Raw genomic sequence first — 23,142 nt, forward strand, 5'->3', positions numbered from 1 at the left:
GGACGGTGCCGGAGAACGCGCCTCGCTCGGCGTTTCGCGAGGTTGTAGGCCGCCCGCACGGCGCGCGGCGTTGCCGACCAATGCACGTCGCAAATCCATTCCTTGTCGTCCTGCGCTGTCGTTCGACGACAGAAGGGCACGCAACATCGAACGCGGCCGCGCGCCAGCTCAGCCATCGGCGATCTCGTCGCGGCCGCTCAGCTCCGCCATCACCAGCGCCAGGCGCAGCAGCGACGCGAGTCCCGCCGCCGGCATCTGCGGGCGAAGCGCGAGCAGCCGATCGCGCACTTCCTCCAGCGTGGTCGCCTCGTTGATCATCGCGCGGATCGTGTCGATGAGCGCGTCGGTGCCCGGACCGACGATCGCCTCCGCCGCCTCCGCCAGATGGTCGACGGTGTCATCGCCGCCGGCGCTCACCGCCTGCGCCGCTGTTTCCTCGTCGTCATCCTCATCGTCGATCGGGTCGTCCGGGGCACCCGGCTTCGGCTCGCGCCGCGGCGCTCTCAGGATGTCGGCGCCGGCGGGAGCATCTGGCAATCCGAACATGTCGGCCATGACGCTTTTCTCGACGCGAAGCCCCATCGGCACCAGGGTGGTGAGCGCCTGCAGGGTGAGCTTCTGGTCGAGTTGCTCGGCGCGGCCGATCCTCATCGACGGGTAGAGCTGCTGCGGACCGTACTCGAGCGAGATCCACGGCACGATGAGATCGCGCGTCAACGTGGCGGCGAGTCCCTTGGCGTCGGCGCGCTCGATGTCCTCCTGCACCTGGCGGTGCTCCTTGCCGGAGCCGAGGCCGCCGGTGACCGAGTCCGTCGTCGCGGTCTGGCCGAGCACGAGCTTCGACACCTGCTTGTCGAGCCAGTCGGAGCGCTTCTCGTAGAGCTCGCTCGACGAGCCGACCGACTCGCTCTCGACGAAGTCGATCAGCATCGCTTCCGGGATGATCGCCGCGCAGTCGCCGGCGATGTTGGCGACGGCCCGGAAGAGCGTCTCCTTGTCCGCCTCGCTGGCGCCGGCGGGATACTTGCCGACGCGGATCGGCTGGCCGTACGTCTGGGTGAAGATCGCCCAGTCGCGCTGCGTGTACGCCTTGAACAGCCACGACCAGGCGGCGACGCGGGCGATGCCCGACTTCACCGGCAGGCCCGACTTGGCGCGCGTTACCGAGCGGATGAACTTGAACGCCGGCAGCGGCTCGTCGCCGTTGTCGCCGCGGAGCAGCGGCGTGGCGAGGTCGCGCCGATCGGGACGGAACCAGCGCGGGTCGCGCCATTCGAGGCGCGCCGGCCGCCACTGGCCTTCGCTGGTGTCCCAGATGATCTCGACGTAGCTGAGCCCCTTGCCGACCGAGTCGAGGATGTTGAAGAGTTCGTCCTCCAGCTCGCCGCGCTTCAGCCAGGCGCGCACCATGTCGGCGTGCTTGACGTGCTCCACGTCGTCGCTCGCCGCCTCGACGGTGATTTCGAGCTGGGCGACCGAGCGCTTCCGCGTGCCGAGCACGCCGGTGTAGTGGTGGTCGCGCTCCTCGATCGTCTCGGCCAGCTCGAAGTAGCGCATGGGCTCGCCCTCGTCGGCCTCGCGCAGGATCGACGCGAGACGACGCGGGTTCAGCCCGTCGCCGGGATGGCCGCTGATCGGCGAGCGCACGCCGGTGATCGACGGGCCGGCCACGTCCTGGGTGAGCACGGCGCGCTGGAGCGGCATGCCGTAGCGATCGACGAGCTGCGGGGTTGTCGCCATCAGAGACTTCCTCTCATGCCGCGGCCGAGCGGCTCCTTCCACCAGTCTCGAGACGGATCGCGCTCATCGGGCGGCAGGTCGCCGCGGCGGCGATCGCCGTCAGCGTCGCCGGCGCCGGCGCCGCGGTAGCCGGCTTCCCAATGGGCGCTGCGCGACGCCGCGTAGGCGAGCGCGCCGGCGACGGCGGTGTCGCCGTGGCGGGCCTCGCCATCCGCGCCTTTCGTCGAGTGATCGTCGGGCACCTTGATCACGCCCGAGTCGACGTACTGCAGCGCCTGATGATCGCGGAGCACGTCCTCGTCGCGCGGCAGCACGATCGTGCCGTCCGAGAACGCCTCGATGTAGGGCGGCATGTTCAGCCGGTACCATTCGACCGACAGCTTCACCTCCACGACGCGGGCACCGTATTTCTGCGCGGCGACCTCCGCGAGATAGGCGCCGTTGCCGGTCGCGTCGAGCATGCCGCCCGCCATGCGCGGCAAGCGATCGACGATGTAGAAGAGGATGTCGCGCTGCTGGTCGAAGGGCACGTTGCGCAGCTCGACCAAGAGCACCGTGCGGCGCACCAGGTCGCGGCCGATCTCCAGCACCTTGATTGCGGTGAGGTCCCCGGAGCGGGCGAAGTCCTCGCCGAAGACGTGCTGCCGACCCTTGTCGAGCACATCTAGGATGGGCTTCAGCTGCGCCTTGCAGAAGTCGAGGGCGTCGCCCTTGCGCACGTCGGCCGGCGCGTTCTTGAACGAGTCAGGGCGGCTCCACCGGATGATCGGGATCTCCGGCCGCATACAGGCTTCGATCTGCACACGCGTCAGCGCGGCGCCCTGGGCTTCCGCGGGGACGCAATCGAGCTCCTGCTTCATGGCCGCGGTGCGCGGCCCGTAGGAGCTGCGGATCTTCGCCTCCCACTCGGCCTCGGCCTCCGCCGACCAGGGCTTGCCCTTGATCTTGCAGACGCGGCGGAAGAGGCCGTTGGCCACCGCCTTCTCGAACGGGATGTGATGCAGGTTGAAGGGGGTTTTGCCGGCCTTGGCTTCCCGGATGAGATCGTTGAACGGATTGAGGACGCCGTTGTGGGTCGAGATCACCCTGATCTTGCCGCCCCAGATGAGCAGCGCGTTCACCGCATCCAGGACGAGGCGCACGTCCTTGTGAAACGCTGCCTCGTCGATCACCACAATGCCCTGCAGCCCGCGGATGTTTTCCGGCCGCGACGACAGCGCTTCGACGCGAAAGCCGGAGGCGAAGCGCACCCGGTACGCGGAAATGAACCGTGACGAGCCGTCGGCGAGCTGGTCCTCGAAAAGGAACTCCTCGATCTCGGTGAGCTGCTTGGCGACGACGCGGCCGAAGTGCGCGACGTAGCCGACGAACTCGCGACCCTTCTCCTTCGTATCGCCGATGTAGAAGATGTTGTCGCCGCCGGCGTCGCGCGCCGAGGCCGCGATCAGCGTGTCGCCGAGCGCCTCGGCAAAGGTGATGCCGGTGCGACGGCCCTTCTCTCCCAGCTTCAGGTCGGACTCGTCGGCGAGCCACTCCGCCTGGTGCCGCATGAGGATGCCCTCCGCGAACGGATCGAAGTCGGCCGGCAGCTCGCCGCCCTGGGGCAGCATGCCCGGTAGCGACGCCGGATCTCGCGAGAGGACGGGCTCGCTCATGCGCCTCTCGCGATCGGCAGCCACAGGGACGACGGCACGATGTAGAAGGGTTTCACCCGGAAGCCGTTGTCGAAGGCGCGCTTGCGCCCGTCCTCTTCCGTGTCAGTTTCCGAGAACAAGTAGGTCCGCGCCAACAACCGCCGGGCATGCCGCGCCTCGCGGCTGATCGTGCGCACGTCGATGACGCCGTTGGCATCGACCGCCGCGAAGAACCGCTCGCATTGCGTCATCGCCGCGCGTCGTACTTCTGCCTCGGCAAGCTGCGCTTCGAGCTGCGCCTTCGTCGCCGTCACGCGGAACCGGCCCTCCGTGCGCGTCATGCTGCCTTCCTCACTCCGAGCACCTGCGCCTTGATCGCCTCGACCGTGTCAGCCGTCAGGCCCTTCGCCTTCGCGACCGTGTCGATCGCCGCTGCCGCCTTGGCCGCCCACTCCTTCTCGACCTTCGTGCGCCGCGCGCTGGAGACCGACTGCGCCGACGCGGCCGCGTGCAGCGCGCGCGACAGCTCCATCACGCCCGTGGTGCCGATCGTCGGCATGCCCTTCTTGTCGACGCCGGCCTCCAGCAGCTCGAACACGAGTGTCTTGATCGTCTCGGCGACCGCCACCGTCAGATCGTCCTGGTCGCCGGGCTCAAGGCGCTCCGTCAGCGCGTTCGCGATCGTGCGCGTCTCTTCCAGGCGCCGCGCCATGGTCGCGAGGCGCAGGGCGTGCCGGTTGAACGCGGAGAGCGAGATCGGCGCGATCTCGCTGCCCATGTCCGCGGCGAGCTTCCGCAGCCGCTTGTTGAATTCCTCCAGGATATCGACCTGCGTGTGCTGGCGAGCGCGCAGCTCGCCCATCGCCCACACCACGATCGGCTCCGCCTCGTGCGGCAGCAGCTCGATCGACGACAGTCGCCCGCGGCCGGTCCGGCGGGACACGGTCAGGTCCCCGGCGAAGGACGGGCGACGCCTTCGAGGATCGCGCGCCGCTCGATGTGGTCGAGGCCGGGCAGCAGCAGCTTCGCGACCATCACGGTGGGCGTCGGCTCGTTGAAGCTGACGGCGCCGACTTCAGCGAGCGCGCGAATCTGCGTCCGCACGAAGTCGCGCGTCCGGTTGTGGCCGAACGATTCGAGCGCCTTCTGGAGCAGCACCTCGTTCATCGTGTGCGACGTCTCGCCGGCGAGCGTGCGCAGGATGATCAGACGTGCGTCGTGGACGAGGAATTCGCTGAAGCTCATTTTCGCGACTCAAGCATGTAGGTCTCGACCCGCAGCGACGACTGCACCGCGGCTTTTACGTTTTCGGAGAGCGCGACCATCGTTGCGCTCTGCGCCTTGACGTCGCCCTCCATTCTCGTGACGGATAGTTCGAGGCGGTGGACGGTGTCCTTGTCGGGCATGTGCTGCAGTTGCTGTTCGAGCGCGGTCAGCCGCTCGACGACCTTTTCGCGCGACTCGCGGCCGTTGTTTGCATCGGCGGCCCGCTCTGCCTCGACTTGGTCGACGCGTGCATTGACCTTGTCGAGTGCGCTTTGCCGCACGCCCGAGCGCTGCAGGTAGATGTTCCACGCGAAGACACTGACCGCGATCGCGATCGGGAGCCAGAGACGGAAATCCTCCAGCGTCATTCGCCCGACTTGCCCCACACCTTGCCGAAGATGTCCTGCGCCGCGTGGCCGCCCATGTAGAGGCCGGCGAAGATGCCGGTGAGGCCGAGCAGCGTCGCGAGATCGATGGTCGGCAGGCGGAGCATGATGCAGAGCGCGGTCAGCACCCAGAGTCCGGCGAGCATCCACATCCAGAACGGACGCCACGCCCAGGCGAACCACGGCTCGGCCGCCTCCTGGGCGAAGATGCCGGCGCGAATCTTGTCGGCGTTGGCGAGATAGGCCCAATACTCCGGGCTGTCGGCCTCGACCTTGCGGATCACGGCCTCGGTCGTCTCCGGACCCCCCATGTGGGCCGCGACGATCGCCTCAGGCGTGGCGGGGACGCCGAGCTGCTCGGCGATCGTCTCTACGATCTTGCCCGCGACGGGCGACTGCCCCTTGACCAGGTCGGCGAGGATCGGCGCGCCGGCCTTGATGAAGATCGACACGAGCGGGCCGCCGAGGGCACCGCCGAGGCCCGCGAGCAGATCGGTTGGCGTGGTCATGGAGCTAGGTTCCCTTCGCTGAAGCTGCATATGCGGCGGCGCGCTGCCGCTGGACGTGAGCGCGCCAGACGAACCACGCGACGAGGACAACGGCGCCGATCAAGACGCCGCCGAGAATGAGGTTCACGAGCTGGTCGGCCTGGCCGGCATCGACGTTCGACACGTCGACCTGGCTGCCATCGGCCACGCCCGCCGTGGCGGTCACGCCGGCGCCGGCGGTGTGCCGTGTTGCGGAGGTCTTGGCGACGGCGCTCTGCTGCTCGGCATCGACCTTGATCGCCGCCGGCGACGCGCCGGCGGCGGCGAGCGCGAGCTTGACGCCGAACGCCTCGACATCGGCGACGCGCGCCGCCCAGCCCTTGCCGTAGCGGACCCAATTCGAGAGGCCGTGGAGGAACGACGTGCGTTGCGAGCAGACCGCGCGGACCAGAGCGGCCGCGCCTGCCTGGAAGCTCACCGCCGCGGCGATGGTCTTCCCGCCGACCTTACCGTCAGTCGAAACCTTGACCGCCTTTTGAAGCCACTTCGAAGAGCGCGATACGCCGCTGTTGACCGCGCCGTCGAAGGTGGCGTGATCGACGCCGGCGGGCAAAAGGTTCGCCGCGACCGCGTCCCAATAGTCGTGGCGATAGAGCGGCGCGACGTCGGCGGCGGTGAGGTTCGCGATATCGAGGTTCGGATAGGCCGCGGCGGAGATCCCGCGGTTCGTGCCCTTCAGCTTGCCGACGCCGACCTTGCCGCCCGTCCAGTTGCCCGGATCGTGGCTGTCCTTCGTGAAGCCGCCCTCGTAAGCGAGCACCTTCGGCAGCGAAACGTCGAAGTTGAGCATGGGGGCTATTCCAGGGGGACAGTTGTCCGGCTACGCTCGCGGACCCTGCCCGACGGAATTCCCGGAATTGAGCCCGACAAGTGTCGGGCTACCTACAGGAGGCGCCCCTGATCGGCGTCTTCGGCGCGCAATCTGCGCTTCAGCCTCTCCACCGAGCGCTCGGTGTATCCCGAGGCCCGGGCGATTTCGCGGATGGTGCGGTTCTCGGCGATCATCTTGAGGATCGTGGCCCGCGCTTCCGCCAGCGTGCCGCGCGGCCCGTTCGGCACCTTGACGTGCATGCCGCCGACGGCGGTTGCGAAATGCTGGCAGAGACGGTCGGCGGCGTCGCGTCCAAGCAGGGCGACGAGCCAATGCCCCTCGTCAGCGCGCGACGGGACATAGATGCGCGTTCCGCCCTTCTCCGCGCACAGGATGAGCGCCGCCTTGAGGCCGACCGCGGCCGCGATCTCGTCAAGCAGCGAACCACTCCGGCGCGTGGCCGCCAGGGCGGCAGGGGCGCGAGGCTCGCTCAACCTGCCCCCTCCCGCAGCCCCGCGCGCAACAGCTCCGCCGTCGCCTTGACCAGCGCGCGTTCCACGGCGCGCCGATCGGGACTGCGCGACCGCATGATCATCAGCTTCCGCTGCAACGAGGCGCGGTGCTCGACGAGCTGCGCGACGCCCGGCGTAGGACCTGCCGGCGACGCCGGTGCCGCCGGCACCGGCGCGGCAGCGGCCGCCTCCTCCGCGTCCTGCCGGTGCTCTTCGTCCTGCCACCAGGCGCGAGTCATGCGACCTCGCGGCGTTCGAGCAGTGCGCGGACCTTTGCTTTCGCCTCCGGCGCGAGGCGGTACCCGTCGCCCCAAATTGTCTCGATGCTGATGCCGAACGGCTGCAGCTTCTTCCGAAGGTGGACGATCTGGACGGTGTGCGCGTTGCGGGTGCGGTCGGAACCGTCGAGGCCATAGAGCTGCTGGCCGATGCCTTCGTGGCTGCACAGCTCCCGCGCCATCAGCATGCTCAGCACGCGCGCCTCAATGCGGGTAAGCCGGAAGAGCGCGCGCAGCGGGTCAACGCGGTCGTCGCCGAACAGCGCCTCCAGCTCCTCCACGCGATAGCGCAGCCGCTCGATCTCGGCCTCCAGCGCGGCGATGGTGGCGCGGTCGTTCACAGCAGCACCGGTTCCGCGGCCGCGGAGTCGACCATGCCCTCAGCCAACAGTGCGTACGCCAACGTGAGAATGGGAGTGAGCTTCATGCAGCCCGCTCCACCTTCGGGCGCCGGCGCTGCGCCGTGCGGACGCGGCGGCCGAGCGCGCCCATCAGGATCGACCAGTCGTCGTCGGTCAGATCGTCCAGCCCTGCGCGGCCAGTCTCGAGACTGACGGTCGCCGCGAACGTGGCGTCCTCGCCGCCAGCGCCGACGTGCACGGCGCCGAGTGCGATCAGCCGGCGCCACTGCGCGATCACCACCTGACACTTCGGCGAGTTGAGCGCCGCCGGCCGGCGGTTCTTGTCGATCGACCAGTCCACGCCGCCTTCGCGCGCGAGCCACGCCTTCAGCGCCTCGATCGCCGCGCTCGCGTCCTCAGCGTCGCGAAGGAACCGCGTATGCGAGAGGCCGGTTTGCCGCTCGACGAAGGCGGTGAGCGCCTTGTCGTCTCGCGCCTGGACGATGCCGAGGTGCCAGCCCGATATCCAGAGCGCGCGGAGCTTCGGCGCGTAAGGCCCGTCAAGGCCGCCTGCAGATGCCTTCGAACCGGGCTTGAAGCCGAGGCGGCGCATTTCGTCGAGCACGGCGAACAGCTCCGCCGTCGTCATGCCCTTCGACGAGCGCTTGCCGGTCACGCGCTCCAGGAGGGCGCGGTAGTCGTCTTCTTCCAGGTCGAGCTGCTTCCGCCCGACGTGGATTGCCGCGAGCGGGTTCATGTGATCAGCCCCCGCCGGCGCCGTGCTGCCCGCGTCCAGCTTCGCGCGAGCTCACGTTCGACACCGCTGGTCGCCGTGCCTGCGACGCCCGCGATGCGCAGTTCGTTAGTGCCGTTGGCGAAGCGGAGCCTTGCTCCGGCCTTCATCAGCAGCTCAAAGGCGTATTCCTCGCCTTCGCCGGCGACGGCCGCCACCAGAGCGTCGAGTGAGGGCTTCTTTTTCATGCCGACCTCCCGACGCCGAGCGTCGCGCCGGCCGGCATGTCGATGACCTTCGAATGCCCGCACTGGAAGGTCACCACGACGTGCGGCGCCAGCGCCGGAATGCCGACCGCGTGAACGTGGCGGATCGCGCAACCGTCGATCGGGCAGATGCGCGGGACGAGATCAGCGATGCGGCGCCACTGCTTGCCCTGCTGCCGGCTCTGTGTTTCGACAGCGAGGCGCGCACCCAGGTCGCCCATCGTCTCGACGTCGCCGGCGCCGCGAGCTGAGCGCGCTCTCATAGCGGGATCTCTCGCGTTTCAACAATCTCGCTCGCCTTGCCGCCGCGCACGTCGAGGGCGGGCGCGATCCTTTCCCAGCGGCTGCAGGCCGGAGAACGCGCGAGAACGTCAGTCGAGCGGCCATGCGACCAGGCGCGCTCGGCGAGCGCACACTTGCGGTATCGCCCGGAGTTCGCCCGGACAATGTGCTGGCAGCTCCCGCACGTCTCTCCGGCCGGCCCGCTTCCCGGAGGGGCGATGTAGCCTCGTGGCTTGACGTAGTGCCGGCCCCGCTTGGGCGCGGCGAACGCCTGGCCGCCGATGGTCATGAAGGTGAGCTGGTCGGCCATCGCTAGGCGCTCGCGAGGTCGATGGTGACGGCCGTCCACTTCTCGCCCGGTGCGGAACGGACGTAGAAGCGGGTGTAGGTCTTTGACCCGATCACGCGGATGGAGTCGTGGATCGCGTCCATCGCGCGCTGCCAGCGCGCGTCGTCGATCGCGACGCGCAGCAGCATGAAGATGTCCGACCGGTTGATCGTGCCTTCCTGGTCGACGTTGAAGGCGCGGTTCACGATCGCGCGGATGTTGTCGTTGGAGTCCGCGCTCCACTCGGCCAGGCACTCGTCGACGAGCTTTTTGGCCGCCTGCAGCTCGGGGCCGAACGACAGCCGGTCGGCGACCTGCCACTGCACCTTCATGCATCCATCGAGCGTGGACAGGGTGATGTTGCCCTTCTCGCCGCCGACCTTCGCGCCGTACTGGTCGGCGATCAGCGCCTGGAAGGCGCCGAGGTCGTCGAAGCAGTGGCCATGGAACCGGGCGATCTGCTCCGACAGGTCCCGGGCGAAGGCGATCATCCGGCGGACGGTGTCGTCCATGAGCTTATCGACCGGCTTGACCAGCGCGACCGGCACCAGGGCGCCCTTCGCGTTCGCCATGTAGGGCTTGCCGTCGATCGTCTTGACGCCGGCGGCGATCGCCGCATCGACCTTGGCGGCGAGATCGTTGACGGCCTCAGCCGTGAGCGGTGTGGACTGCATGCTTCTTCTCCTGACGAGTGGGTGAGTTGATGGCGTGGAGCGCGGCGGCCATGCGGCCGCGGGCGCGAGTGAGCCGGTGGCGGGCGGCGATGATGCTGCCGCGGTTGGCCACGCTCGCCTCCTCGCTGGCGACGAGCGCGAGCAGGAGCTCGTTGGCGGCCTGCACGATGGAGGTTGTGAGCGGCGCGGGTGGCGGCGGCACCGGGACGTGCGCTAGCTCCGGCACGCCTTCATCGTGCGCGGCCGTGACCGCGGTCGCGAGCGCCATGAGCTCGTCGATGGAGATCGAGGTCGGCCCGTTCGGGGCGTTGAGAATGCGTTCGGCGACCCGCAGCGGATCGTGGTCGGTCGTCGGCGCGACCGGCACGCGCAGGGACGCGGCCGTGACCGCTCGAATGGCGACCTCGATCCCGGTCAGTTCCTCCGCAAGGTCCGCGTCTTCCTTGACGGCGCGCTCGATCTGCCGAGAGCCGTGCATGACCGTCGTGTGGTCGCGCGACAGGCGCCGCCCGATGTCGGCGAGCGACTGGCTGGTCAGCAGCTTCGCAAGGTACATCGCGACGTGCCGCGCGTGGACGATCGGCGCGTCGCGCCGGTTCGAAAGCACCTCGCGGTACTCGAGGCGAAAGTGCGCGGCGACCAGCTCGGCGATCAGGCGGACGGACGGCTCGCTCATTGTCCGCGGGCCTCGTGGCGGCCGAAGGCCGCGCGACGGTGGAGCTGGACCGGATCGACCAGCAGCCGCTCCATGCGCCGATCTGCCTGCATCTGCGCGACCGTCGTTTCCAGGTTGCGCGCCTGCGCCTCGAACGCCGCCAGCTTGGCGGCGAGGCCGATCATGTCGTCGCCGGACATCACGCGCCCGCCGTGGGCGCCGTCGAGCGCCGCCTTCCGTAATTCCCTGATCGAGTCTGAAAGCATCGTGGTTACTCCTGTCGGATGCGCGCGTTGGGACAGCCGCCGCGGCAGGCGTGGTAGAGCCGCGTGCGGATTGCGTTGGTCGGCGCGAATTCGCGCTTCTGATGGAAAAGGCACTGGTCGCGGCCGATCGCGCCGAGCACCGGGCACGCCACCTCGACGCCCATGAGCGCGCCGCGGACCATTTGCTCGACGCGCGCCATGTCGCCGGCGTAGGTGCGCGAGATCACGGTCGACACCGTCGAGGGCGAGTAGCGGATCGCCTTGCCGGCGCCCTTGAGCCCGCGGGCATCGGCGAGCGCGGCCAGCTCCTCGATCCAGTCGGGCGGCGTTCCGTCCCAGGCGGCGCGGGCCTTGTCGGCCATCGCGGCCGCCGGGCCGCGGCGCACCAGCGGGCCGCGGGCCGCGCTGACGGCGCGCGTCATAGGCCCACCTCGTCGGCGACCACCGGCCCGGCCACCTTCTTCCGGTTCGGGTCGTAGATGACGCGCGCCACCAGCATCCTGGGCGCGCGCGGACCGGTGTTCCCCGACGGCTTCAGGCGGTAGGTGCGGCGCCATTTCGCGGCAGGGTCGACGGGCAGGAGGTACCCCGCCGCGAGCAGAGCGCTGGCGTACTGCGACGCGTAGCCGGCGGTTACGCGCACCTCCTCGGTGGTCGCCGCCACGGCGAGCTCGCGCGCGTCGAAGGTCGACAGCGCCCGCATCGCATTCCACATCGCCTGAAGCCGATCGCGGCCGTTTGGCGAGGCCGTCCCGTCGCGGTTCAGCCGCGGCGTCTCGATCGGCCTTTTGACGAGCTTGTAGGTGCGCGGCACGGACATGCCGCGGCGCAGCCGCGGCGAGGACGGCTCTTTCCAGCCCGTCGCCGCGACGATGCCGGCCTTGACCAGCCGGCCGAGGAACGCCGTCACCGACCGCCGATGCGGATCGTTGCCGGCGAGGTCGATCTCGGCGGCCGTGAACTCGCGGCCGTTCTTCCCGGCCGCGCGAATTTGGCACCACAGAAAATCGACGCCGCGCAGGATTGGCGCCCCGGCCTCGACCTTGAGCGGCAGGAAGATCGGCATCAGGCGGCCCTCGCACGCGATGGCGGAGCCCCGGTGAAGAACACTCCGTCATGAGCCTTGAGGTCGATTGCCCGCAGCCCGCTATTGCGGGCCTGCTCGGCAGCACGGTTGAGATTCACGACGATGCGGCGCGGGCGCCCCTCTGAGCGGGTCCGAATGGCATCGAGCAGGTCATCGGCGACCTTGATGTCGCGGCAGAACAGCGTGGCGAGCGAGCGCGTATCCTCGACGTCGGCCGGCTGGGCCGCGACCCAGTTGAGGACGCGGCCGTGGGTGCGCTCCGACCGCTGGAGCTTCTGCGGCAGCAGTTCCTCGCCGACCAGCAGGATGGGCGCCTGGCTGTGCTCGTGGATCTCGCGGATGATCTCGATCATGCCGCGATCGACGAGCTGGTCCGCTTCATCGACGATCAGCGGACGCGTTGGATCGTCGCCGAGGAACATGATGACCTGCTTCGTCATGTCGGAGATCGTGCCGGCCGGCGTCACGCCGGCCTCGTCAAGGATGCGCTGGACCAGCGTCCGCTTCGTCCAGCTATCGCCGACCTCGACCCGCAGGGCGCGCGTCTTGTTCTGGGCGTAGATCGTCCCGTACGTTTTGCCGTAGCCGCTCGGCCCATGGAACACGCCGATGCCCGGCAGATGCGGTGCCCGTGAACGCAATTCCTCGACCAGCGCCATGCACGCGGCGACGTTCTTGAGCATCGCCAGCGTCGGCGCGGCCCCTGTCTGTGATGTCGTCATCGTCGTCGTTCTCCAGATACGCGGCGCCGGGATCGGCGACCGCCTTTGCCAGCTCAGCGGAGTGCCGCCTCCCCGAAGTCCTCGTAGATCGTCGCCATCGCCCGGTACTCGGGACCGGCCTGGTAGCCGCCCAGCCACAGCGCCTCGTCGTTTGTCAGTGGCTCGCCACGCTTCATGCGCGCGAGCAGATCGAGCGCCCGCGCGAAGCGCCGCTCCCGTGTCTCCGGCATGGCGATGATGTTGGTGGTCGGCTCCGCCTGCAGCTCGGCGTGGAGCTCCGCGGCGCGGCCGGCGAGTGCAACGGCGGCGATCGGTGCCGCCGCTTGGGCCGCGGCGGCGATCGCCGGCGTCTCGTGCGCCTCGCTCGGCCGCGGGAAAGCCACCAGCGAGGCGCTGTGCCCCGCCGCCTGACGCCGCTGCGCGGCGGCCACATCGCGTGGCCCGATCTTTTTCGCCTCGCGCCGGATATCCGCGAGCCGGCCGCTCATCAGCGCCTTCTGCGCAGCGCGCACGCGGCTGATGGTCTCGGCCGGATCGAGGCCGGCAAGTTCCGGCGCAATGGCGTGACCGAGGAACGTCTCGCCGTCGGCCGCGAACACGTGGAGGCGGCCGAGGTCGGCCGGGTCCATGCGGCAGAGTACGTCCTCGCCCGGCATGACCGAGCCGATGAGGTAGTGCGTGCCGTCGATGCGGATGCCGGAGCGGGTAACGCGGCGGATGCCGTCCTTGCCGGGGACGCGCGCGAGCAGCACCGCGAGCGCCGCGGCATCCTCGATCCGGCGCACCGTGCCGACGTACTCGGCCGCGCGCTGGAAGGGCGTCGCGCCCTTCAGGCCGTCGTGCGGCGCGTGCGCGTAGATTGTCTCGGCCCACGCGGTCACGTGTGCCTGCAGCTCGGCGACGGTCAGGTCCACGCCGAACAGGGCTTCGTCTCCCGTTCCAAGGCGCTTGGCGAAGGCGGTCTTCGCCCTGATCCGCTGGCGATCGGCAACCGAGTGACCGATGAAGCCGGGCAGCGTGCGCGCACAGTCGCGCTGGAAGGTGCCGATCGCGCGCTCGACGACGCCCTTCTGCTCGGGCGAGAACGGCGCTGCCTTCTCGTGCTCGATGCCGAGCGAGGCGATCAGGCGCGCCGTCCAGTGGGCGACGAAGTCGGAGCCGTTGTCGCTTTTGATCCGCTCCGGCACGCCCCATGCGAGGATGCAGTTGCGGATCAGCAGGCCTACCGCCTCGGCGCGCGGCGTTGCCGTCACCAGCACCGAGACCCGCCGCGAATAGACGTCGATGCACAGGTAGATCGACTGGCGCCCGTCGCTCGTCATCACGTCCGCCGGCGAGGCGTCCACCTGCCATTCCTCATTGAGGCGATCGGCGCGAGTCGCGCCCGTCGCGACGAAGCGGACCTTGTTCTTGAAGCCGTCCGGATCGGTCAGGTAGGTGAGCTCATGGCGGTACTCGTGCTTCCAGCCCTGCAGGGCGTGCTGGAAGGTGCGCAGCGGCGGCAGCGGGACGCGCGTTTCGGCGCCGGCGTCTCGTGCCAGCTGGTTGCCGAAGCGGTCGCTCACCAGGGCGCGGATGTGCTTCGCCGTCAGCAGCGGGTTCTTGGCGAGCATGGCGAGCGCCACCGAGCGCACGGCGCCGCCCTCGGCGCGTTCAAGGATGCCGGTGCCCTTGCGCGCGGCGCTGCGGTCGACAGCCAGCGACGAGAGCGCACCGCGCCGCGTCGCCGCACGCCAGCGCGCGATGGTGCGCGGACTGATGGAGCCGACCGCGGCTTTGACCCACGGTGCAACGGGCATCGAACCGCCGTTGAAGAGGTCGCAGAAGAGCCGGTCGGCGGCCATCACGGAAAGGCCGGAGCCCTTGTGGTGCCGATCGGCCATCTTGGCGATTGTCAGCCGGGCATCGCGCGCCGACTGCGCGGCGCTGCTGAGCTGCTCCGCCTCGGGCTCGCTCGCGGCCTCCTGCTGCAGCGGCGGCTGATCGATTGCAACGTGGCGGCGGAAGTACGCGAGGCGCGCCCACGCCGGCAGGAGGTCGATGTGGTACTCCCAGCCACCGCCGCCCTCCGCGCCGACGCGGCGACGCGCCTGCGCCGGCCGGTCGCGCCAGCCGTTGCGGTCGGCCAACTTGGCAATGCCGCGGGTCGACGCGGGCAGTTCCGGCAATTTCTCGTCGGCGATCTCGCGAGCAGTCAGCCAGAGCTTCATGGCCGGCTCCTCGCCACTGCCAGCAGCTCAGCTTTGCGGGCGTCCAACTCGCGCTGGTGCTCCTCGATCAGGTGAAGCTCAATGATCGCGGCATAGCGGCTCGCGACAACGGCCTGGCCGAAGGGCTCGGCGACCAAGCCGAGAAGATCGAGGCATCCGGTGACCTCGACCAGCGCCATGAAACGCTCGACGGTGATGCGATGCGTGGTGCGCGCCTCAGACGCGTAGGCGTTGAGCATCGCCAGCGAGACGCGCTCGCCGAGGTATGCCGACATTTCGTTCGCGATGTCCGCGCGGTCCTTCTTGCTGCGCTTCAGTGCGATCGCCACGGCGCGCGCAATCTGCGACGCGAGAGAGCCGCCCCGGACTTCGCCTTTGAAGCCGGCAGCGACTGTGGGCGCCGTCCAGGTCAGGTCCGTGGGGTTGCGGTCGCTCGCCGACATCAGCGCTTCGCCTTCCGGCGTTGCCAGTCGAGGAAATCGCGCTCATGCGCGGCAAAGAACCGGTCGCGCGTCTTGCCCTGCAGGCGGGCGAAGGCGTTCTCCGCCAGCGACCAGTAGCGCTCGGTCTCGGTCGGCTTCTTCCCGCCGTCGAGCTCGGCGATGGCGTCGGCGACCGAATGCGCGTTGCTCTTGTCGCTGGCGATGACGTCCAGGATGCGCGACTGGCGCGCATCGGGTTCGGCCGCGAGAAGCATCAGATCGGCGCGACTGTCCGCGAGCTTGATGAGGCTAGGCGTCACCAGCCGGGCACGGACGGCTGGGCCGATGCCATGGGCGATGGAAACCGCGATGGCGATCGTGCGCTCGGACAGCCCGACGCGCTCGGCAATCTCCGCGGCCAGACCAAACTGCACTTTCTGCAGTTTGCTCTTCGCCTGGTCGGAGGTCCGATCGCCACCGCGCCGGCGAGCTGGGGTTTCCGCCTGCAGGTCGGCGTGCAACTCGGCGATATGGACGGCGCGGTCGAGCTGCGACAGGCTGCGCCCGAGGTTCTCGTGGATGGCCCGGCGCCGGCGAGCCTTGAGGTCGCCGCCCTTCTCGTCGATCAGGGCGTCGATCGTCTTCCGGCCGCGCCGGCGGGAGCCCTCCAGCCGGTGCAGACCAAAGACGAGCACGAAGCCGTCGCCCTCGGCGCCGACCTCGATCGGCTGCACCTGGCCCTCGGCCTCCATCATGGCGCCGATCGTGTCGGCCCATGCGACGTCGAGCTGCCGCAGCGTGTCCTTCGGGACGCGTACCTTGTCGACGGGGATCGAGGCGAGGCGGCGAGTCATGGGTGGCGCCCACCCTTCGCAACCGCGTATGGCTCCGGCGACGGACGGCTCTGTCGCGACGGGCGACCGCCTTTCGGCAGCACCGTTGTGACGGTGTAGTTCTTGATGACGTAGGCATGGCCGTCACGAACCGCAGTCGGTGCCCCGAGCGCCGCGGCTACGCCGGTGATCGCGATGACTTCGGCGCGCGCGCTCTCGATATCGACGCCCTTCACGCGCTCCAGGTAGCGAAGCAGGGCGTGGTCGGAGACCATGACGGTGCGCGGGATAGTCATGCAGCGACCGCGGGCGCAAACTGCTTGGCGATGCGCGCGATGTCAGCGTCTTCCTCGGCGGTCGAGGCCGCCGGCGTCGAGGTCATCGGCTTGCTCGCGCGGAGAATGTTGCTGCGGCAGACGCGGAGATCGAGGATGCGCTCCTCGAACCGCTCGATGAGGCGCTCGCACTGCCGCGCCGCGGCTTCGTCAAGGGCCGCGATCTCGTCGGTGAACGCGACGATCTCCGCTTCGGCGTCCGCAGTGTCGGCAGCGACCGCGGCGGGCTCGCGCAGCGGCGCCAGCAGGCGACCGCGGTCGATCATGTAGACGCGCAGATCGCCGATGCGGGCCTGGTACCACTCGATCTGATCGTCGAGCGTGCCGACGATCGCGTCGCTCAATCCGCCAAAGCGGATGCGGAAGACGTCAATCGCCGCCGCCCTCACTGGCCCGCTCCCGCGCGCCACGCGGCGACGAGATCGCTGACGCCGCCGGCGACGAGGGCCATTGCAACTACAAAGGCGACGATGGCGATCAGCGCCGCGACGTTCTTGACGACGCCGGCGTCAGATAACGGATCGAGAACGACCGGCACGGTGGGTCTGCGACGAGGATCTGTCCACATGTCTAGAGGGCCTTTCGCTTTGAACAGGACGAACCGCTGCGACGCGAGGTAGCCTTGGTCGCGTGATGTGGAGCGCCGTCGAAGAGCCAAGCATCGTCCCAGCTTTGGCGGCGACGTATGGCCTCAGCGCGGATGCGGCGGAGTGCGTTGTGCGACGGTTGCAGGAGGCCGCTTTCCCAACGGGAAACGGTTGGCTGCTTTACGCCCGTAAGGTCGGCCAGCTCCTTTTGAGTGAGCTGAAGGACGTGCTGCCGAATGTCTCGAATTGGGCTCATGAGCCCAGAGGTATATACCTATAGGTATGGTAACTCAAGAGAAATATACCTAATGGATTGGACGGTCGCGTATACCGACGCGTATATCGGCCCGATGGATATCGGCCGGCTGCTGCAGGAACTCCTTGAGGCCAAAAGCTGGAGCCAGGAGGAGCTGGCGGCGCGGCTGCACACCACTCAGGCGAATGTTTCGCGGTGGTTGAAAGGCAGGGAGCCGCGCGCTTCCCAGATCGAAGCCATCAGGGATCTGGCGTCGGAGTTGGGTCTGCTGGCCGAGGCGCCGTCGCGGAGGCAGATTATTCCGATCATGGGTTACGTCGGCGCCGGCGGCGACGTCGATCCCGACTTTGAACAGGTGCCGCCAGATGGACTCGATCAGGTCGAGATACCCTACATCGTCGGCATCGTCGGAGACCCCATCGGCTTTGAGGTGCGCGGCGAATCGAACCAGCCAAAGTACAGCGCCGGCGAGGTGGTTATCGTCGAACGCGAGCAGCCCACCAGCATCGATTCGATGATCGGAGACTTCGCCGTCGTGGTGACAGAGACGGGGAAGAGGTACCTTAAAAAGATCATGGCGGGCCGGAAGGCCGGGACGTTTGACTTGGTAAGTATCAACGCTCCGACGATGGAAGGGGTGCGGCTGAAATGGGCGAGCCCGGTCCGTATACAGATTTCGAACATCGGCTTGCGTAGACTGGGCGCCATTCAGCGTCGCGCGCCGCCAAAGAAATAACGACGATGAGCCGCCTGCTGCAGATTCTCGTCGGTGCCGCGGCGATCGTCGTGATCATCGCTGCCGCTTTCTATTTCTGGGTGGAGTATGAGGGCTACCGTGGTTCCAATCGTGTGGCCACGGGCGATGGCCTGGTGATCGACGGCAGCGACAAGAATCTGTCGGTCGACGATGCCAGGGTGCTGCTGATCGACGTGAGGCGGGATTTTTTTGACCCTGACTCTGCTCGTTTCGCCGGGCTGAACTACACCGTCAAGAACGGGCAGCCCGATCGCGCCCGCATCTGTGGTCACGTCAACGGCAAGAACCGCCTCGGAGGCTACATCGGCTACCAACCATTCTTCTATGAAGTGGCCGAGCATTCAGTTGTGATGCTGCCGAGTGAGCTCCGCGATTCCGACGAGGCGGCGCAGGCGTTTCTCGCGCTGGTCGAGGCACTTGGCTGTCCTCGACCGTAGGCTCCCTTCCACAGCGCGCTTGCCCTGATTGTTCTCCTAGTGCAGCTTTGATCGGGGACTGCCGGCGGGACTCGAAATATCGAGATCGTCGATGCCTGATAGCGATCCAAACCGCGCGTGGCTGTTCCGGCTCCGCCAGCTCGCGCGCGAGTGCCCGTTGCCCGGACCAATCAGGGTCAACGTGGGCGTCACCCGGCGGGCGGCGACCGAGCTGCAGAGGTCATTGCGCCGCGATGGGGTGCGGGTCGAGACGATCGACTGCGCCGGCAAGCCGACGCACCGCATCGTTCTGGAGGGCATGACGTTCGAGTGGCTCGCCGGCGATTGAGCGGGCTCTACACCCGTTTGAACCGCCGTCGAAAGACGTTCTCGCGTTCCAACCTCTCAGCGCGCGGCTCTGCGGCTCTGCGGCTCTGCGGCCCTAGAGCCGCCTTGCGTTCGCTAAGGTTGGCACCGTGGCGGCCTGCCACCGCCTGCAGTTCCAACCTCTCGCCGCCGGCGCCGTCACCTTTGGCGGTTTCCCGCCATCGCGCCGTTTCGGCTTGCCGCCTCGCGGCGCCAGTCGATGCCATTCGAACTTGCGCGTCCGATTTCGGCCGCCCGCGCTCTCGGTCCCGCTTTTCCGCGGGAAACCGCCTGTTCCCGGCTATTCCCGCCTCCGGCGCCACGCCACGCTCACTGCCACCTCAATCTTGCGCGTTACACGCATCGCGGTTTTGGGGAGGGGTGTGCCTCAACAGACGCCGCTTTATCCCGCCGCCTTCGCCCCCGGAAACGCCTTCCGGAACTGCGCATCGCGTTCGGCCGTCACCCGCACCGAGGCGACCGTGGCGCCCTCGGCCGTGTCGTGCCGCTCCACCACCTCGCCGATTTCGTAGAGCCGGTGCAGGTCGCCGAGCGCCGCGCCGGTGAGTTCAACCGTGTACGTGCGGCGCGAGCCGGACAGCCGCTGCTCGATCAGCGCCAGCAGCTCGGGCAGCCCCTCCCCGGTCAGCGCCGAGACCGCGACGATCGCCGGCGTGTTCGCCTCGCCGTTGGCGCGCGCCGGCGTCATGCGCGGCGGTCGCTGCTCGGGCGGCAGCCGGTCGATCTTGTTCCATACCTCGATCACCTTCGCCGGCGCGGTGACATCGACGTCGAGCTCGGTCAGCACGGCGGCCACGTCGACCGCCTGCGCATCGGTGTCGGGATGCGAGATGTCGCGGACGTGCAGGATGAGATCGGCCTCGACCACCTCCTCCAGCGTCGCGCGGAAGGCGGCGACCAGCGTCGTCGGCAGGTCGGAAACGAATCCCACCGTGTCGGAGAGCACCGCCGACGAGCCGTGCGGCAGGTCGATCTTGCGCAGCGTCGGATCGAGCGTCGCGAACAGCCGGTTGTCGGCGAAGACGCCGGCCTGTGTCAGCGCGTTGAACAGCGTCGATTTGCCGGCGTTGGTGTAGCCGACCAGCGCGACGAGCCCCTCCCCGCCCTTCTTGCGGTTCTGCCGCTGCAGCCGCCGCCGCGTCGCGACGGTCTCGAGATCCTTCTCGATGCGCGCGATGCGGTCTTCCAGCGCCCGCCGGTCCGCCTCGATCTGCGTTTCGCCGGGGCCGCCGAGGAAACCGAAGCCGCCGCGCTGCCGTTCAAGGTGCGTCCACGACCGCACCAGCCGGCTCTTCTGATAGGTGAGATGCGCGAGCTCGACCTGCAGCGTGCCCTCGCGCGTACGCGCGCGCTCGCCGAAGATTTCGAGGATCAGGCCGGTGCGGTCGATGACCTTCGCCTTCCACGCCTTCTCGAGATTGCGCTGCTGGCCGGGCGACAGCGTGCCGTCGATGATCACCAGGCCGATGCGCTCGGCTGCCACGCGGAGTCCAAGCTCGGCCACCTTGCCGGAGCCGAGCAGCGTCGCCGGCGTCGGCGCGGCAAGCGGCACGGCGAAGGCCGCGACCACGTCGAGATCGATGGCGTGCGCCAAACCGGCCGCCTCCTCGATGCGCGCCTCCGCATCGCGTAGCGGCGGCTTGCCGCCTTTGCCGCGGCTGCGCGGCACCGGCACAAGCACCAGCGCCCGCTCGGGCGAGCCGGGCGGCGGGTCAGGTAGCTTCGGTGTCTCGAGTAGCTCGTCCGGTTCTTCGCTCAATCCGCGTCCCGATCGCCAGGCCCCTCTTCGCCACCCTCGAACAATTGCAGCGGCGCACCCGGCATGATGGTGGAGATCGCGTGCTTGTAGACAAGCTGCGAGTGTCCGTCACGCCGAAGCAGGACGCAGAAATTGTCGAACCAGGTGACGATGCCCTGCAGCTTGACGCCGTTGACCAGAAAGATCGTCAGCGGAGTCTTCTGCTTGCGAACGTAGTTGAGGAAGGTGTCCTGAAGGTTTTGTGCGCGGTCCGCCATTTTTGTCTCTTGAGGTTCGATGCCTCGGGAGGCTTCAGTCGCGTTCTTGGGTCAACGACCGGGTAGACGATCAGTTTGACGGGTGTTGCCCATGCCGTCACTAGCAAATCTGAGGCCATACCCTCGGTCGAGGCACGATTTTCCTGACCAATTGGTCAGACTTTAGCTTTCGTGGCGAAGTACATGCGCCCGCAGCGCAGTCGCGACCGGACCGGGCTTGCCGTCGCCGACAGCCTTGCCGTCGATCGCGACAATCGGCGTCGCCGCCGTCGTCGCCGACGTCAGAAACGCCTCGCGCGCGATGAGCGCCTCCTTCACGCTGAACGGCCGCTCCTCGAACGTCAGCTTCTCGCGCTTCAGGATGTCGATGAGCAGCGAGCGCGTGACACCGCGCAGGATCGCCGTGTCCGCCGGCCGCGTCACCACCGCGCCCTGCTTCGTCACGATCCACGCGTTGCTGCTCGAACCTTCGGTGACGAAGCCGTCGCGATCGACGAACCATGCCTCGAACGCGCCCGCCTCGTGCGCCGCCTGCTTGGCGAGCACGTTGGCGGTAAGCCCGATCGTCTTGATGTCGACCCGCGCCCAGCGCGTCTCCGGCGTCGTGATCACCGCGACGCCCTTCGCCGCCCGTGCATCGCGCGCAGCGAGGCTTATCGTCCTCGCGGTCACCACGAGCGCCGCCCGCACCGGCTTCGCCGGGAAACCATGGTCGCGCGGCGCCACCCCGCGCGTCAACTGCACATAGGCCAAGCCTTCGGCAACACGGTTCCGCCGCACCACCTCGCGCAGGATGACGCCGAGCGCTGCCGGCCCGACCGGCGCCGTGATCCGCAATTCGCCGAGCGAGCGCGCCAGCCGCGCCATGTGCCGCGCCTCGTCGATAAGCCGGCCGCCGCGCACCTCGCAGACTTCGTAGACGCCGTCGGCGAGCTGATAGCCGCGGTCCTCGATGTGCACGGCCGCCATGCCGTGCGGCACGTAGCGGCCGTTGACGTAGGCAACGCGCGACATGAGCGCCTAGCCGTTGACGCCCAGCGACTTCAGCTTGCGGTGCAGCGCCGAGCGCTCCATGCCGACGAACTCGGCCGTGCGCGAGATGTTGCCGCCGAAGCGGTTGACCTGCGCCGTCAGGTACTCGCGCTCGAAAATCTCGCGCGCGTCGCGCAGCGGCATCGACATCAGGTGCTCGCCCCCTGCCCGGCCCGGCGTCGTCGGCAGCATCTCGCCGATCTCCGCCGGCAGCATCTCAGCCGTGATGGTGTCGGAGGCATCGCCGCGCGCCAGGATCATCAGCCGCTCGACGTTGTTGCGGAGCTGGCGGATGTTGCCCGGCCAGTCGTGCGCCTGCAGCACCGCCATGGCGTCGTCGCCGATCGTGCGCGGCGGCAAACCCGTCGCCCGCGAAATCTGCTCGACGAAATGGCGCACCAGCAGCGGAATGTCCTCACGCCGCTCGGCCAGCGCTGGCACGCGCAGTGGCACGACCGCAAGGCGGTGGAACAGATCCTCGCGGAACGTCCCCTCCCCGATCTCGCGCTCGAGATCGCGCCCGGTGGACGAGATGATGCGCACATCGACCGTCACGCGGTTAGTGCCGCCGACGCGCTGGAACGTCTGGTCGACCAGCACGCGCAAAATCTTGTTCTGCGTCTCGCGCGGCATGTCGCCGACCTCGTCGAGGTAGAGCGTGCCGCCGTGCGCCTCCTCCAGCGCGCCGACCTTGCGCGCGTCGCCGTTGACGGCCTCGGTGCCGAACAGCTCGTTCTCCATGCGGTCGGCGATGATCGTGGCGGCGTTCAGCACCACGAACGGCCCCGTCTTGCGCGACGACAGCTCGTGCACGGCGCGCGCCACCATCTCCTTGCCGGCGCCGGAGGCGCCGGAGATCATGATGCGGCTGTTGGTCGGCGCAACCTTCTCGATCATGCCGCGGAGGTGGTTCATCGCGGCCGAGTTGCCGAGCAACTGGTTGGCGTCGCCGGCGCGCTCGCGTAGCGCCTTCACCTCGCGCCGGAGTTTTGACGCCTCAAGCGCCCGTTCCGCCACCAGCACCAGCCGGTCGGCCTTGAACGGCTTCTCGATATAGTCGTAAGCCCCTCTTTTTATTGCGGAAACCGCCGTTTCGATGTTGCCGTGCCCGGAAATCATGATGACCGGGAGGTCGCTGTGCTCCTTCTTCACCTCGTCGAGCAGCGCCAGCCCGTCGAGCCGGCTTCCCTGCAACCAGATGTCGAGGAAGACGAGCGACGGCCGCCGCCCCGCGATCTCGGTGAGCGCGGTATCCGCATCGGCCGCGGTACGCGTGCCGTGGCCCTCGTCCGTCAGGATGCCCGCGACCAGGTCGCGGATGTCCGCCTCATCGTCAACGATCAGAATATCCGACGCCATGCT

The 23,142-nt window shown here is 68.5% G+C and carries 35 protein-coding genes; 3 read left to right on the top strand and 32 right to left on the bottom strand.

The genetic code is table 11. The features are described from left to right. Window positions 1-168 precede the first annotated feature (168 nt). The 28 genes from WDM94_09295 to WDM94_09430 form a co-directional block, all read right to left on the bottom strand. Window positions 169-1,740, bottom strand: a complete 1,572-nt coding sequence (locus WDM94_09295) for a DUF935 domain-containing protein (protein MEJ0012803.1) — start codon at window positions 1,738-1,740, stop codon at window positions 169-171. After that, complete coding sequence (locus WDM94_09300) at window positions 1,740-3,350, bottom strand: hypothetical protein (GenBank protein ID MEJ0012804.1); 1,611 nt, start codon at window positions 3,348-3,350, stop codon at window positions 1,740-1,742. Before WDM94_09300 ends, WDM94_09295 begins: the two co-directional genes overlap by 1 nt. Window positions 3,351-3,391: 41 nt before the next feature. Beyond that, entirely contained in the window at window positions 3,392-3,715 is a 324-nt protein-coding gene (locus tag WDM94_09305; GenBank protein ID MEJ0012805.1) for a hypothetical protein, read from the bottom strand. After that, a complete protein-coding gene (locus WDM94_09310; GenBank protein ID MEJ0012806.1) occupies window positions 3,712-4,317 on the bottom strand; it encodes a DUF3486 family protein in 606 nt (201 codons plus the stop codon). The genes WDM94_09305 and WDM94_09310 overlap by 4 nt, the downstream gene beginning before the upstream one ends. A 2-nt stretch (window positions 4,318-4,319) precedes the next feature. Then, window positions 4,320-4,619, bottom strand: a complete 300-nt coding sequence (locus tag WDM94_09315) for a hypothetical protein (GenBank protein MEJ0012807.1) — start codon at window positions 4,617-4,619, stop codon at window positions 4,320-4,322. Beyond that, window positions 4,616-5,008, bottom strand: coding sequence for a DUF2730 family protein (locus tag WDM94_09320; GenBank protein MEJ0012808.1), 393 nt, complete (start codon window positions 5,006-5,008; stop codon window positions 4,616-4,618). Before WDM94_09320 ends, WDM94_09315 begins: the two co-directional genes overlap by 4 nt. Next, the gene (locus tag WDM94_09325) at window positions 5,005-5,535 is read right to left on the bottom strand and encodes a hypothetical protein (protein ID MEJ0012809.1); all 531 of its coding nucleotides are present in this window, start codon (window positions 5,533-5,535) and stop codon (window positions 5,005-5,007) included. The genes WDM94_09320 and WDM94_09325 overlap by 4 nt, the downstream gene beginning before the upstream one ends. A gap of 4 nt (window positions 5,536-5,539) precedes the next feature. Continuing rightward, window positions 5,540-6,364 (bottom strand): glycosyl hydrolase 108 family protein, encoded by an 825-nt coding sequence (locus WDM94_09330; protein MEJ0012810.1) that lies wholly within the window; start codon window positions 6,362-6,364, stop codon window positions 5,540-5,542. A gap of 92 nt (window positions 6,365-6,456) precedes the next feature. Continuing rightward, the gene (locus WDM94_09335; protein MEJ0012811.1) at window positions 6,457-6,879 is read right to left on the bottom strand and encodes a helix-turn-helix domain-containing protein; all 423 of its coding nucleotides are present in this window, start codon (window positions 6,877-6,879) and stop codon (window positions 6,457-6,459) included. After that, on the bottom strand, window positions 6,876-7,136 hold the full coding sequence (locus tag WDM94_09340) for a hypothetical protein (GenBank protein ID MEJ0012812.1): 261 nt from the start codon (window positions 7,134-7,136) through the stop codon (window positions 6,876-6,878). Before WDM94_09340 ends, WDM94_09335 begins: the two co-directional genes overlap by 4 nt. Continuing rightward, window positions 7,133-7,516: a helix-turn-helix domain-containing protein gene (locus WDM94_09345; protein ID MEJ0012813.1), complete on the bottom strand. Its 384-nt coding sequence runs from the start codon at window positions 7,514-7,516 to the stop codon at window positions 7,133-7,135. The genes WDM94_09340 and WDM94_09345 overlap by 4 nt, the downstream gene beginning before the upstream one ends. Before the next feature lie 82 nt (window positions 7,517-7,598). Further along, a complete protein-coding gene (locus tag WDM94_09350; GenBank protein ID MEJ0012814.1) occupies window positions 7,599-8,273 on the bottom strand; it encodes a regulatory protein GemA in 675 nt (224 codons plus the stop codon). Continuing rightward, window positions 8,270-8,497, bottom strand: a complete 228-nt coding sequence (locus WDM94_09355) for a hypothetical protein (GenBank protein MEJ0012815.1) — start codon at window positions 8,495-8,497, stop codon at window positions 8,270-8,272. Before WDM94_09355 ends, WDM94_09350 begins: the two co-directional genes overlap by 4 nt. Continuing rightward, entirely contained in the window at window positions 8,494-8,778 is a 285-nt protein-coding gene (locus WDM94_09360) for a hypothetical protein (GenBank protein MEJ0012816.1), read from the bottom strand. The genes WDM94_09355 and WDM94_09360 overlap by 4 nt, the downstream gene beginning before the upstream one ends. Further along, entirely contained in the window at window positions 8,775-9,107 is a 333-nt protein-coding gene (locus WDM94_09365) for a hypothetical protein (GenBank protein ID MEJ0012817.1), read from the bottom strand. Before WDM94_09365 ends, WDM94_09360 begins: the two co-directional genes overlap by 4 nt. A gap of 2 nt (window positions 9,108-9,109) precedes the next feature. Then, window positions 9,110-9,799 carry a DUF3164 family protein gene (locus WDM94_09370; protein ID MEJ0012818.1) on the bottom strand — a complete coding sequence of 230 codons (690 nt, stop codon included), beginning with the start codon at window positions 9,797-9,799 and terminating at the stop codon, window positions 9,110-9,112. Further along, the gene (locus WDM94_09375; GenBank protein ID MEJ0012819.1) at window positions 9,774-10,475 is read right to left on the bottom strand and encodes a helix-turn-helix domain-containing protein; all 702 of its coding nucleotides are present in this window, start codon (window positions 10,473-10,475) and stop codon (window positions 9,774-9,776) included. The genes WDM94_09370 and WDM94_09375 overlap by 26 nt, the downstream gene beginning before the upstream one ends. Next, on the bottom strand, window positions 10,472-10,720 hold the full coding sequence (locus WDM94_09380) for a hypothetical protein (GenBank protein ID MEJ0012820.1): 249 nt from the start codon (window positions 10,718-10,720) through the stop codon (window positions 10,472-10,474). Before WDM94_09380 ends, WDM94_09375 begins: the two co-directional genes overlap by 4 nt. A gap of 5 nt (window positions 10,721-10,725) precedes the next feature. Continuing rightward, on the bottom strand, window positions 10,726-11,142 hold the full coding sequence (locus tag WDM94_09385) for a transcriptional regulator (protein MEJ0012821.1): 417 nt from the start codon (window positions 11,140-11,142) through the stop codon (window positions 10,726-10,728). Then, entirely contained in the window at window positions 11,139-11,786 is a 648-nt protein-coding gene (locus WDM94_09390) for a hypothetical protein (protein ID MEJ0012822.1), read from the bottom strand. The genes WDM94_09385 and WDM94_09390 overlap by 4 nt, the downstream gene beginning before the upstream one ends. Further along, window positions 11,786-12,529, bottom strand: coding sequence for an AAA family ATPase (locus WDM94_09395; GenBank protein MEJ0012823.1), 744 nt, complete (start codon window positions 12,527-12,529; stop codon window positions 11,786-11,788). Before WDM94_09395 ends, WDM94_09390 begins: the two co-directional genes overlap by 1 nt. Before the next feature lie 53 nt (window positions 12,530-12,582). Next, on the bottom strand, window positions 12,583-14,739 hold the full coding sequence (locus WDM94_09400) for a DDE-type integrase/transposase/recombinase (protein ID MEJ0012824.1): 2,157 nt from the start codon (window positions 14,737-14,739) through the stop codon (window positions 12,583-12,585). Next, the gene (locus WDM94_09405) at window positions 14,736-15,182 is read right to left on the bottom strand and encodes a hypothetical protein (GenBank protein MEJ0012825.1); all 447 of its coding nucleotides are present in this window, start codon (window positions 15,180-15,182) and stop codon (window positions 14,736-14,738) included. Before WDM94_09405 ends, WDM94_09400 begins: the two co-directional genes overlap by 4 nt. Further along, complete coding sequence (locus WDM94_09410) at window positions 15,182-16,015, bottom strand: ParB N-terminal domain-containing protein (protein MEJ0012826.1); 834 nt, start codon at window positions 16,013-16,015, stop codon at window positions 15,182-15,184. The genes WDM94_09405 and WDM94_09410 overlap by 1 nt, the downstream gene beginning before the upstream one ends. Then, window positions 16,012-16,290 (bottom strand): hypothetical protein, encoded by a 279-nt coding sequence (locus tag WDM94_09415; GenBank protein MEJ0012827.1) that lies wholly within the window; start codon window positions 16,288-16,290, stop codon window positions 16,012-16,014. Before WDM94_09415 ends, WDM94_09410 begins: the two co-directional genes overlap by 4 nt. Further along, window positions 16,287-16,718: a hypothetical protein gene (locus WDM94_09420; protein MEJ0012828.1), complete on the bottom strand. Its 432-nt coding sequence runs from the start codon at window positions 16,716-16,718 to the stop codon at window positions 16,287-16,289. Before WDM94_09420 ends, WDM94_09415 begins: the two co-directional genes overlap by 4 nt. Further along, a complete protein-coding gene (locus WDM94_09425) occupies window positions 16,715-16,867 on the bottom strand; it encodes a hypothetical protein (protein ID MEJ0012829.1) in 153 nt (50 codons plus the stop codon). Before WDM94_09425 ends, WDM94_09420 begins: the two co-directional genes overlap by 4 nt. 32 nt (window positions 16,868-16,899) lie before the next feature. Further along, entirely contained in the window at window positions 16,900-17,172 is a 273-nt protein-coding gene (locus WDM94_09430) for a helix-turn-helix transcriptional regulator (protein ID MEJ0012830.1), read from the bottom strand. Window positions 17,173-17,224: 52 nt separating this feature from the next. Between WDM94_09430 and WDM94_09435 the strand changes: the two genes are divergently transcribed. From WDM94_09435 to WDM94_09445, 3 genes are all read left to right on the top strand, one after another. After that, entirely contained in the window at window positions 17,225-17,908 is a 684-nt protein-coding gene (locus WDM94_09435; protein MEJ0012831.1) for a helix-turn-helix domain-containing protein, read from the top strand. 5 nt (window positions 17,909-17,913) lie between these two features. After that, entirely contained in the window at window positions 17,914-18,366 is a 453-nt protein-coding gene (locus WDM94_09440) for a hypothetical protein (protein ID MEJ0012832.1), read from the top strand. A gap of 91 nt (window positions 18,367-18,457) precedes the next feature. Beyond that, on the top strand, window positions 18,458-18,694 hold the full coding sequence (locus WDM94_09445; GenBank protein ID MEJ0012833.1) for a hypothetical protein: 237 nt from the start codon (window positions 18,458-18,460) through the stop codon (window positions 18,692-18,694). 420 nt (window positions 18,695-19,114) lie between these two features. Here the strand turns inward: WDM94_09445 and hflX are convergent, their stop codons facing one another. The 4 genes from hflX to WDM94_09465 form a co-directional block, all read right to left on the bottom strand. Continuing rightward, a complete protein-coding gene (hflX, locus tag WDM94_09450; protein ID MEJ0012834.1) occupies window positions 19,115-20,413 on the bottom strand; it encodes a GTPase HflX in 1,299 nt (432 codons plus the stop codon). 74 nt (window positions 20,414-20,487) lie between these two features. Then, the gene (gene hfq, locus WDM94_09455) at window positions 20,488-20,748 is read right to left on the bottom strand and encodes an RNA chaperone Hfq (GenBank protein ID MEJ0012835.1); all 261 of its coding nucleotides are present in this window, start codon (window positions 20,746-20,748) and stop codon (window positions 20,488-20,490) included. A 162-nt stretch (window positions 20,749-20,910) separates the two neighbouring features. Further along, window positions 20,911-21,762 (bottom strand): D-amino-acid transaminase, encoded by an 852-nt coding sequence (locus WDM94_09460; GenBank protein ID MEJ0012836.1) that lies wholly within the window; start codon window positions 21,760-21,762, stop codon window positions 20,911-20,913. Window positions 21,763-21,768: 6 nt separating this feature from the next. Next, window positions 21,769-23,139 (bottom strand): sigma-54 dependent transcriptional regulator, encoded by a 1,371-nt coding sequence (locus WDM94_09465; GenBank protein MEJ0012837.1) that lies wholly within the window; start codon window positions 23,137-23,139, stop codon window positions 21,769-21,771. Between the last annotated feature and the right edge of the window lie 3 nt (window positions 23,140-23,142).

Origin of the sequence: Bauldia sp., from assembly GCA_037200845.1 — a bacterium.
Lineage (GTDB): Bacteria > Pseudomonadota > Alphaproteobacteria > Rhizobiales > Kaistiaceae > DASZQY01.

Coding starts and splice junctions, on each gene's coding strand:
- WDM94_09295 (MEJ0012803.1), bottom strand. CDS start 1,740: ATGGCGACAACCCCGCAGCTCGTCGATCGCTACGGCATGCCGCTCCAG.
- WDM94_09300 (MEJ0012804.1), bottom strand. CDS start 3,350: ATGCTGCCCCAGGGCGGCGAGCTGCCGGCCGACTTCGATCCGTTCGCG.
- WDM94_09305 (MEJ0012805.1), bottom strand. CDS start 3,715: ATGACGCGCACGGAGGGCCGGTTCCGCGTGACGGCGACGAAGGCGCAG.
- WDM94_09315 (MEJ0012807.1), bottom strand. CDS start 4,619: ATGAGCTTCAGCGAATTCCTCGTCCACGACGCACGTCTGATCATCCTG.
- WDM94_09320 (MEJ0012808.1), bottom strand. CDS start 5,008: ATGACGCTGGAGGATTTCCGTCTCTGGCTCCCGATCGCGATCGCGGTC.
- WDM94_09325 (MEJ0012809.1), bottom strand. CDS start 5,535: ATGACCACGCCAACCGATCTGCTCGCGGGCCTCGGCGGTGCCCTCGGC.
- WDM94_09330 (MEJ0012810.1), bottom strand. CDS start 6,364: ATGCTCAACTTCGACGTTTCGCTGCCGAAGGTGCTCGCTTACGAGGGC.
- WDM94_09340 (MEJ0012812.1), bottom strand. CDS start 7,136: ATGACTCGCGCCTGGTGGCAGGACGAAGAGCACCGGCAGGACGCGGAG.
- WDM94_09350 (MEJ0012814.1), bottom strand. CDS start 8,273: ATGAACCCGCTCGCGGCAATCCACGTCGGGCGGAAGCAGCTCGACCTG.
- WDM94_09355 (MEJ0012815.1), bottom strand. CDS start 8,497: ATGAAAAAGAAGCCCTCACTCGACGCTCTGGTGGCGGCCGTCGCCGGC.
- WDM94_09360 (MEJ0012816.1), bottom strand. CDS start 8,778: ATGAGAGCGCGCTCAGCTCGCGGCGCCGGCGACGTCGAGACGATGGGC.
- WDM94_09365 (MEJ0012817.1), bottom strand. CDS start 9,107: ATGGCCGACCAGCTCACCTTCATGACCATCGGCGGCCAGGCGTTCGCC.
- WDM94_09370 (MEJ0012818.1), bottom strand. CDS start 9,799: ATGCAGTCCACACCGCTCACGGCTGAGGCCGTCAACGATCTCGCCGCC.
- WDM94_09375 (MEJ0012819.1), bottom strand. CDS start 10,475: ATGAGCGAGCCGTCCGTCCGCCTGATCGCCGAGCTGGTCGCCGCGCAC.
- WDM94_09380 (MEJ0012820.1), bottom strand. CDS start 10,720: ATGCTTTCAGACTCGATCAGGGAATTACGGAAGGCGGCGCTCGACGGC.
- WDM94_09385 (MEJ0012821.1), bottom strand. CDS start 11,142: ATGACGCGCGCCGTCAGCGCGGCCCGCGGCCCGCTGGTGCGCCGCGGC.
- WDM94_09390 (MEJ0012822.1), bottom strand. CDS start 11,786: ATGCCGATCTTCCTGCCGCTCAAGGTCGAGGCCGGGGCGCCAATCCTG.
- WDM94_09395 (MEJ0012823.1), bottom strand. CDS start 12,529: ATGACGACATCACAGACAGGGGCCGCGCCGACGCTGGCGATGCTCAAG.
- WDM94_09400 (MEJ0012824.1), bottom strand. CDS start 14,739: ATGAAGCTCTGGCTGACTGCTCGCGAGATCGCCGACGAGAAATTGCCG.
- WDM94_09405 (MEJ0012825.1), bottom strand. CDS start 15,182: ATGTCGGCGAGCGACCGCAACCCCACGGACCTGACCTGGACGGCGCCC.
- WDM94_09410 (MEJ0012826.1), bottom strand. CDS start 16,015: ATGACTCGCCGCCTCGCCTCGATCCCCGTCGACAAGGTACGCGTCCCG.
- WDM94_09415 (MEJ0012827.1), bottom strand. CDS start 16,290: ATGACTATCCCGCGCACCGTCATGGTCTCCGACCACGCCCTGCTTCGC.
- WDM94_09430 (MEJ0012830.1), bottom strand. CDS start 17,172: ATGAGCCCAATTCGAGACATTCGGCAGCACGTCCTTCAGCTCACTCAA.
- WDM94_09435 (MEJ0012831.1), top strand. CDS start 17,225: ATGGATTGGACGGTCGCGTATACCGACGCGTATATCGGCCCGATGGAT.
- WDM94_09440 (MEJ0012832.1), top strand. CDS start 17,914: ATGAGCCGCCTGCTGCAGATTCTCGTCGGTGCCGCGGCGATCGTCGTG.
- WDM94_09445 (MEJ0012833.1), top strand. CDS start 18,458: ATGCCTGATAGCGATCCAAACCGCGCGTGGCTGTTCCGGCTCCGCCAG.
- hfq (MEJ0012835.1), bottom strand. CDS start 20,748: ATGGCGGACCGCGCACAAAACCTTCAGGACACCTTCCTCAACTACGTT.
- WDM94_09460 (MEJ0012836.1), bottom strand. CDS start 21,762: ATGTCGCGCGTTGCCTACGTCAACGGCCGCTACGTGCCGCACGGCATG.
- WDM94_09465 (MEJ0012837.1), bottom strand. CDS start 23,139: ATGGCGTCGGATATTCTGATCGTTGACGATGAGGCGGACATCCGCGAC.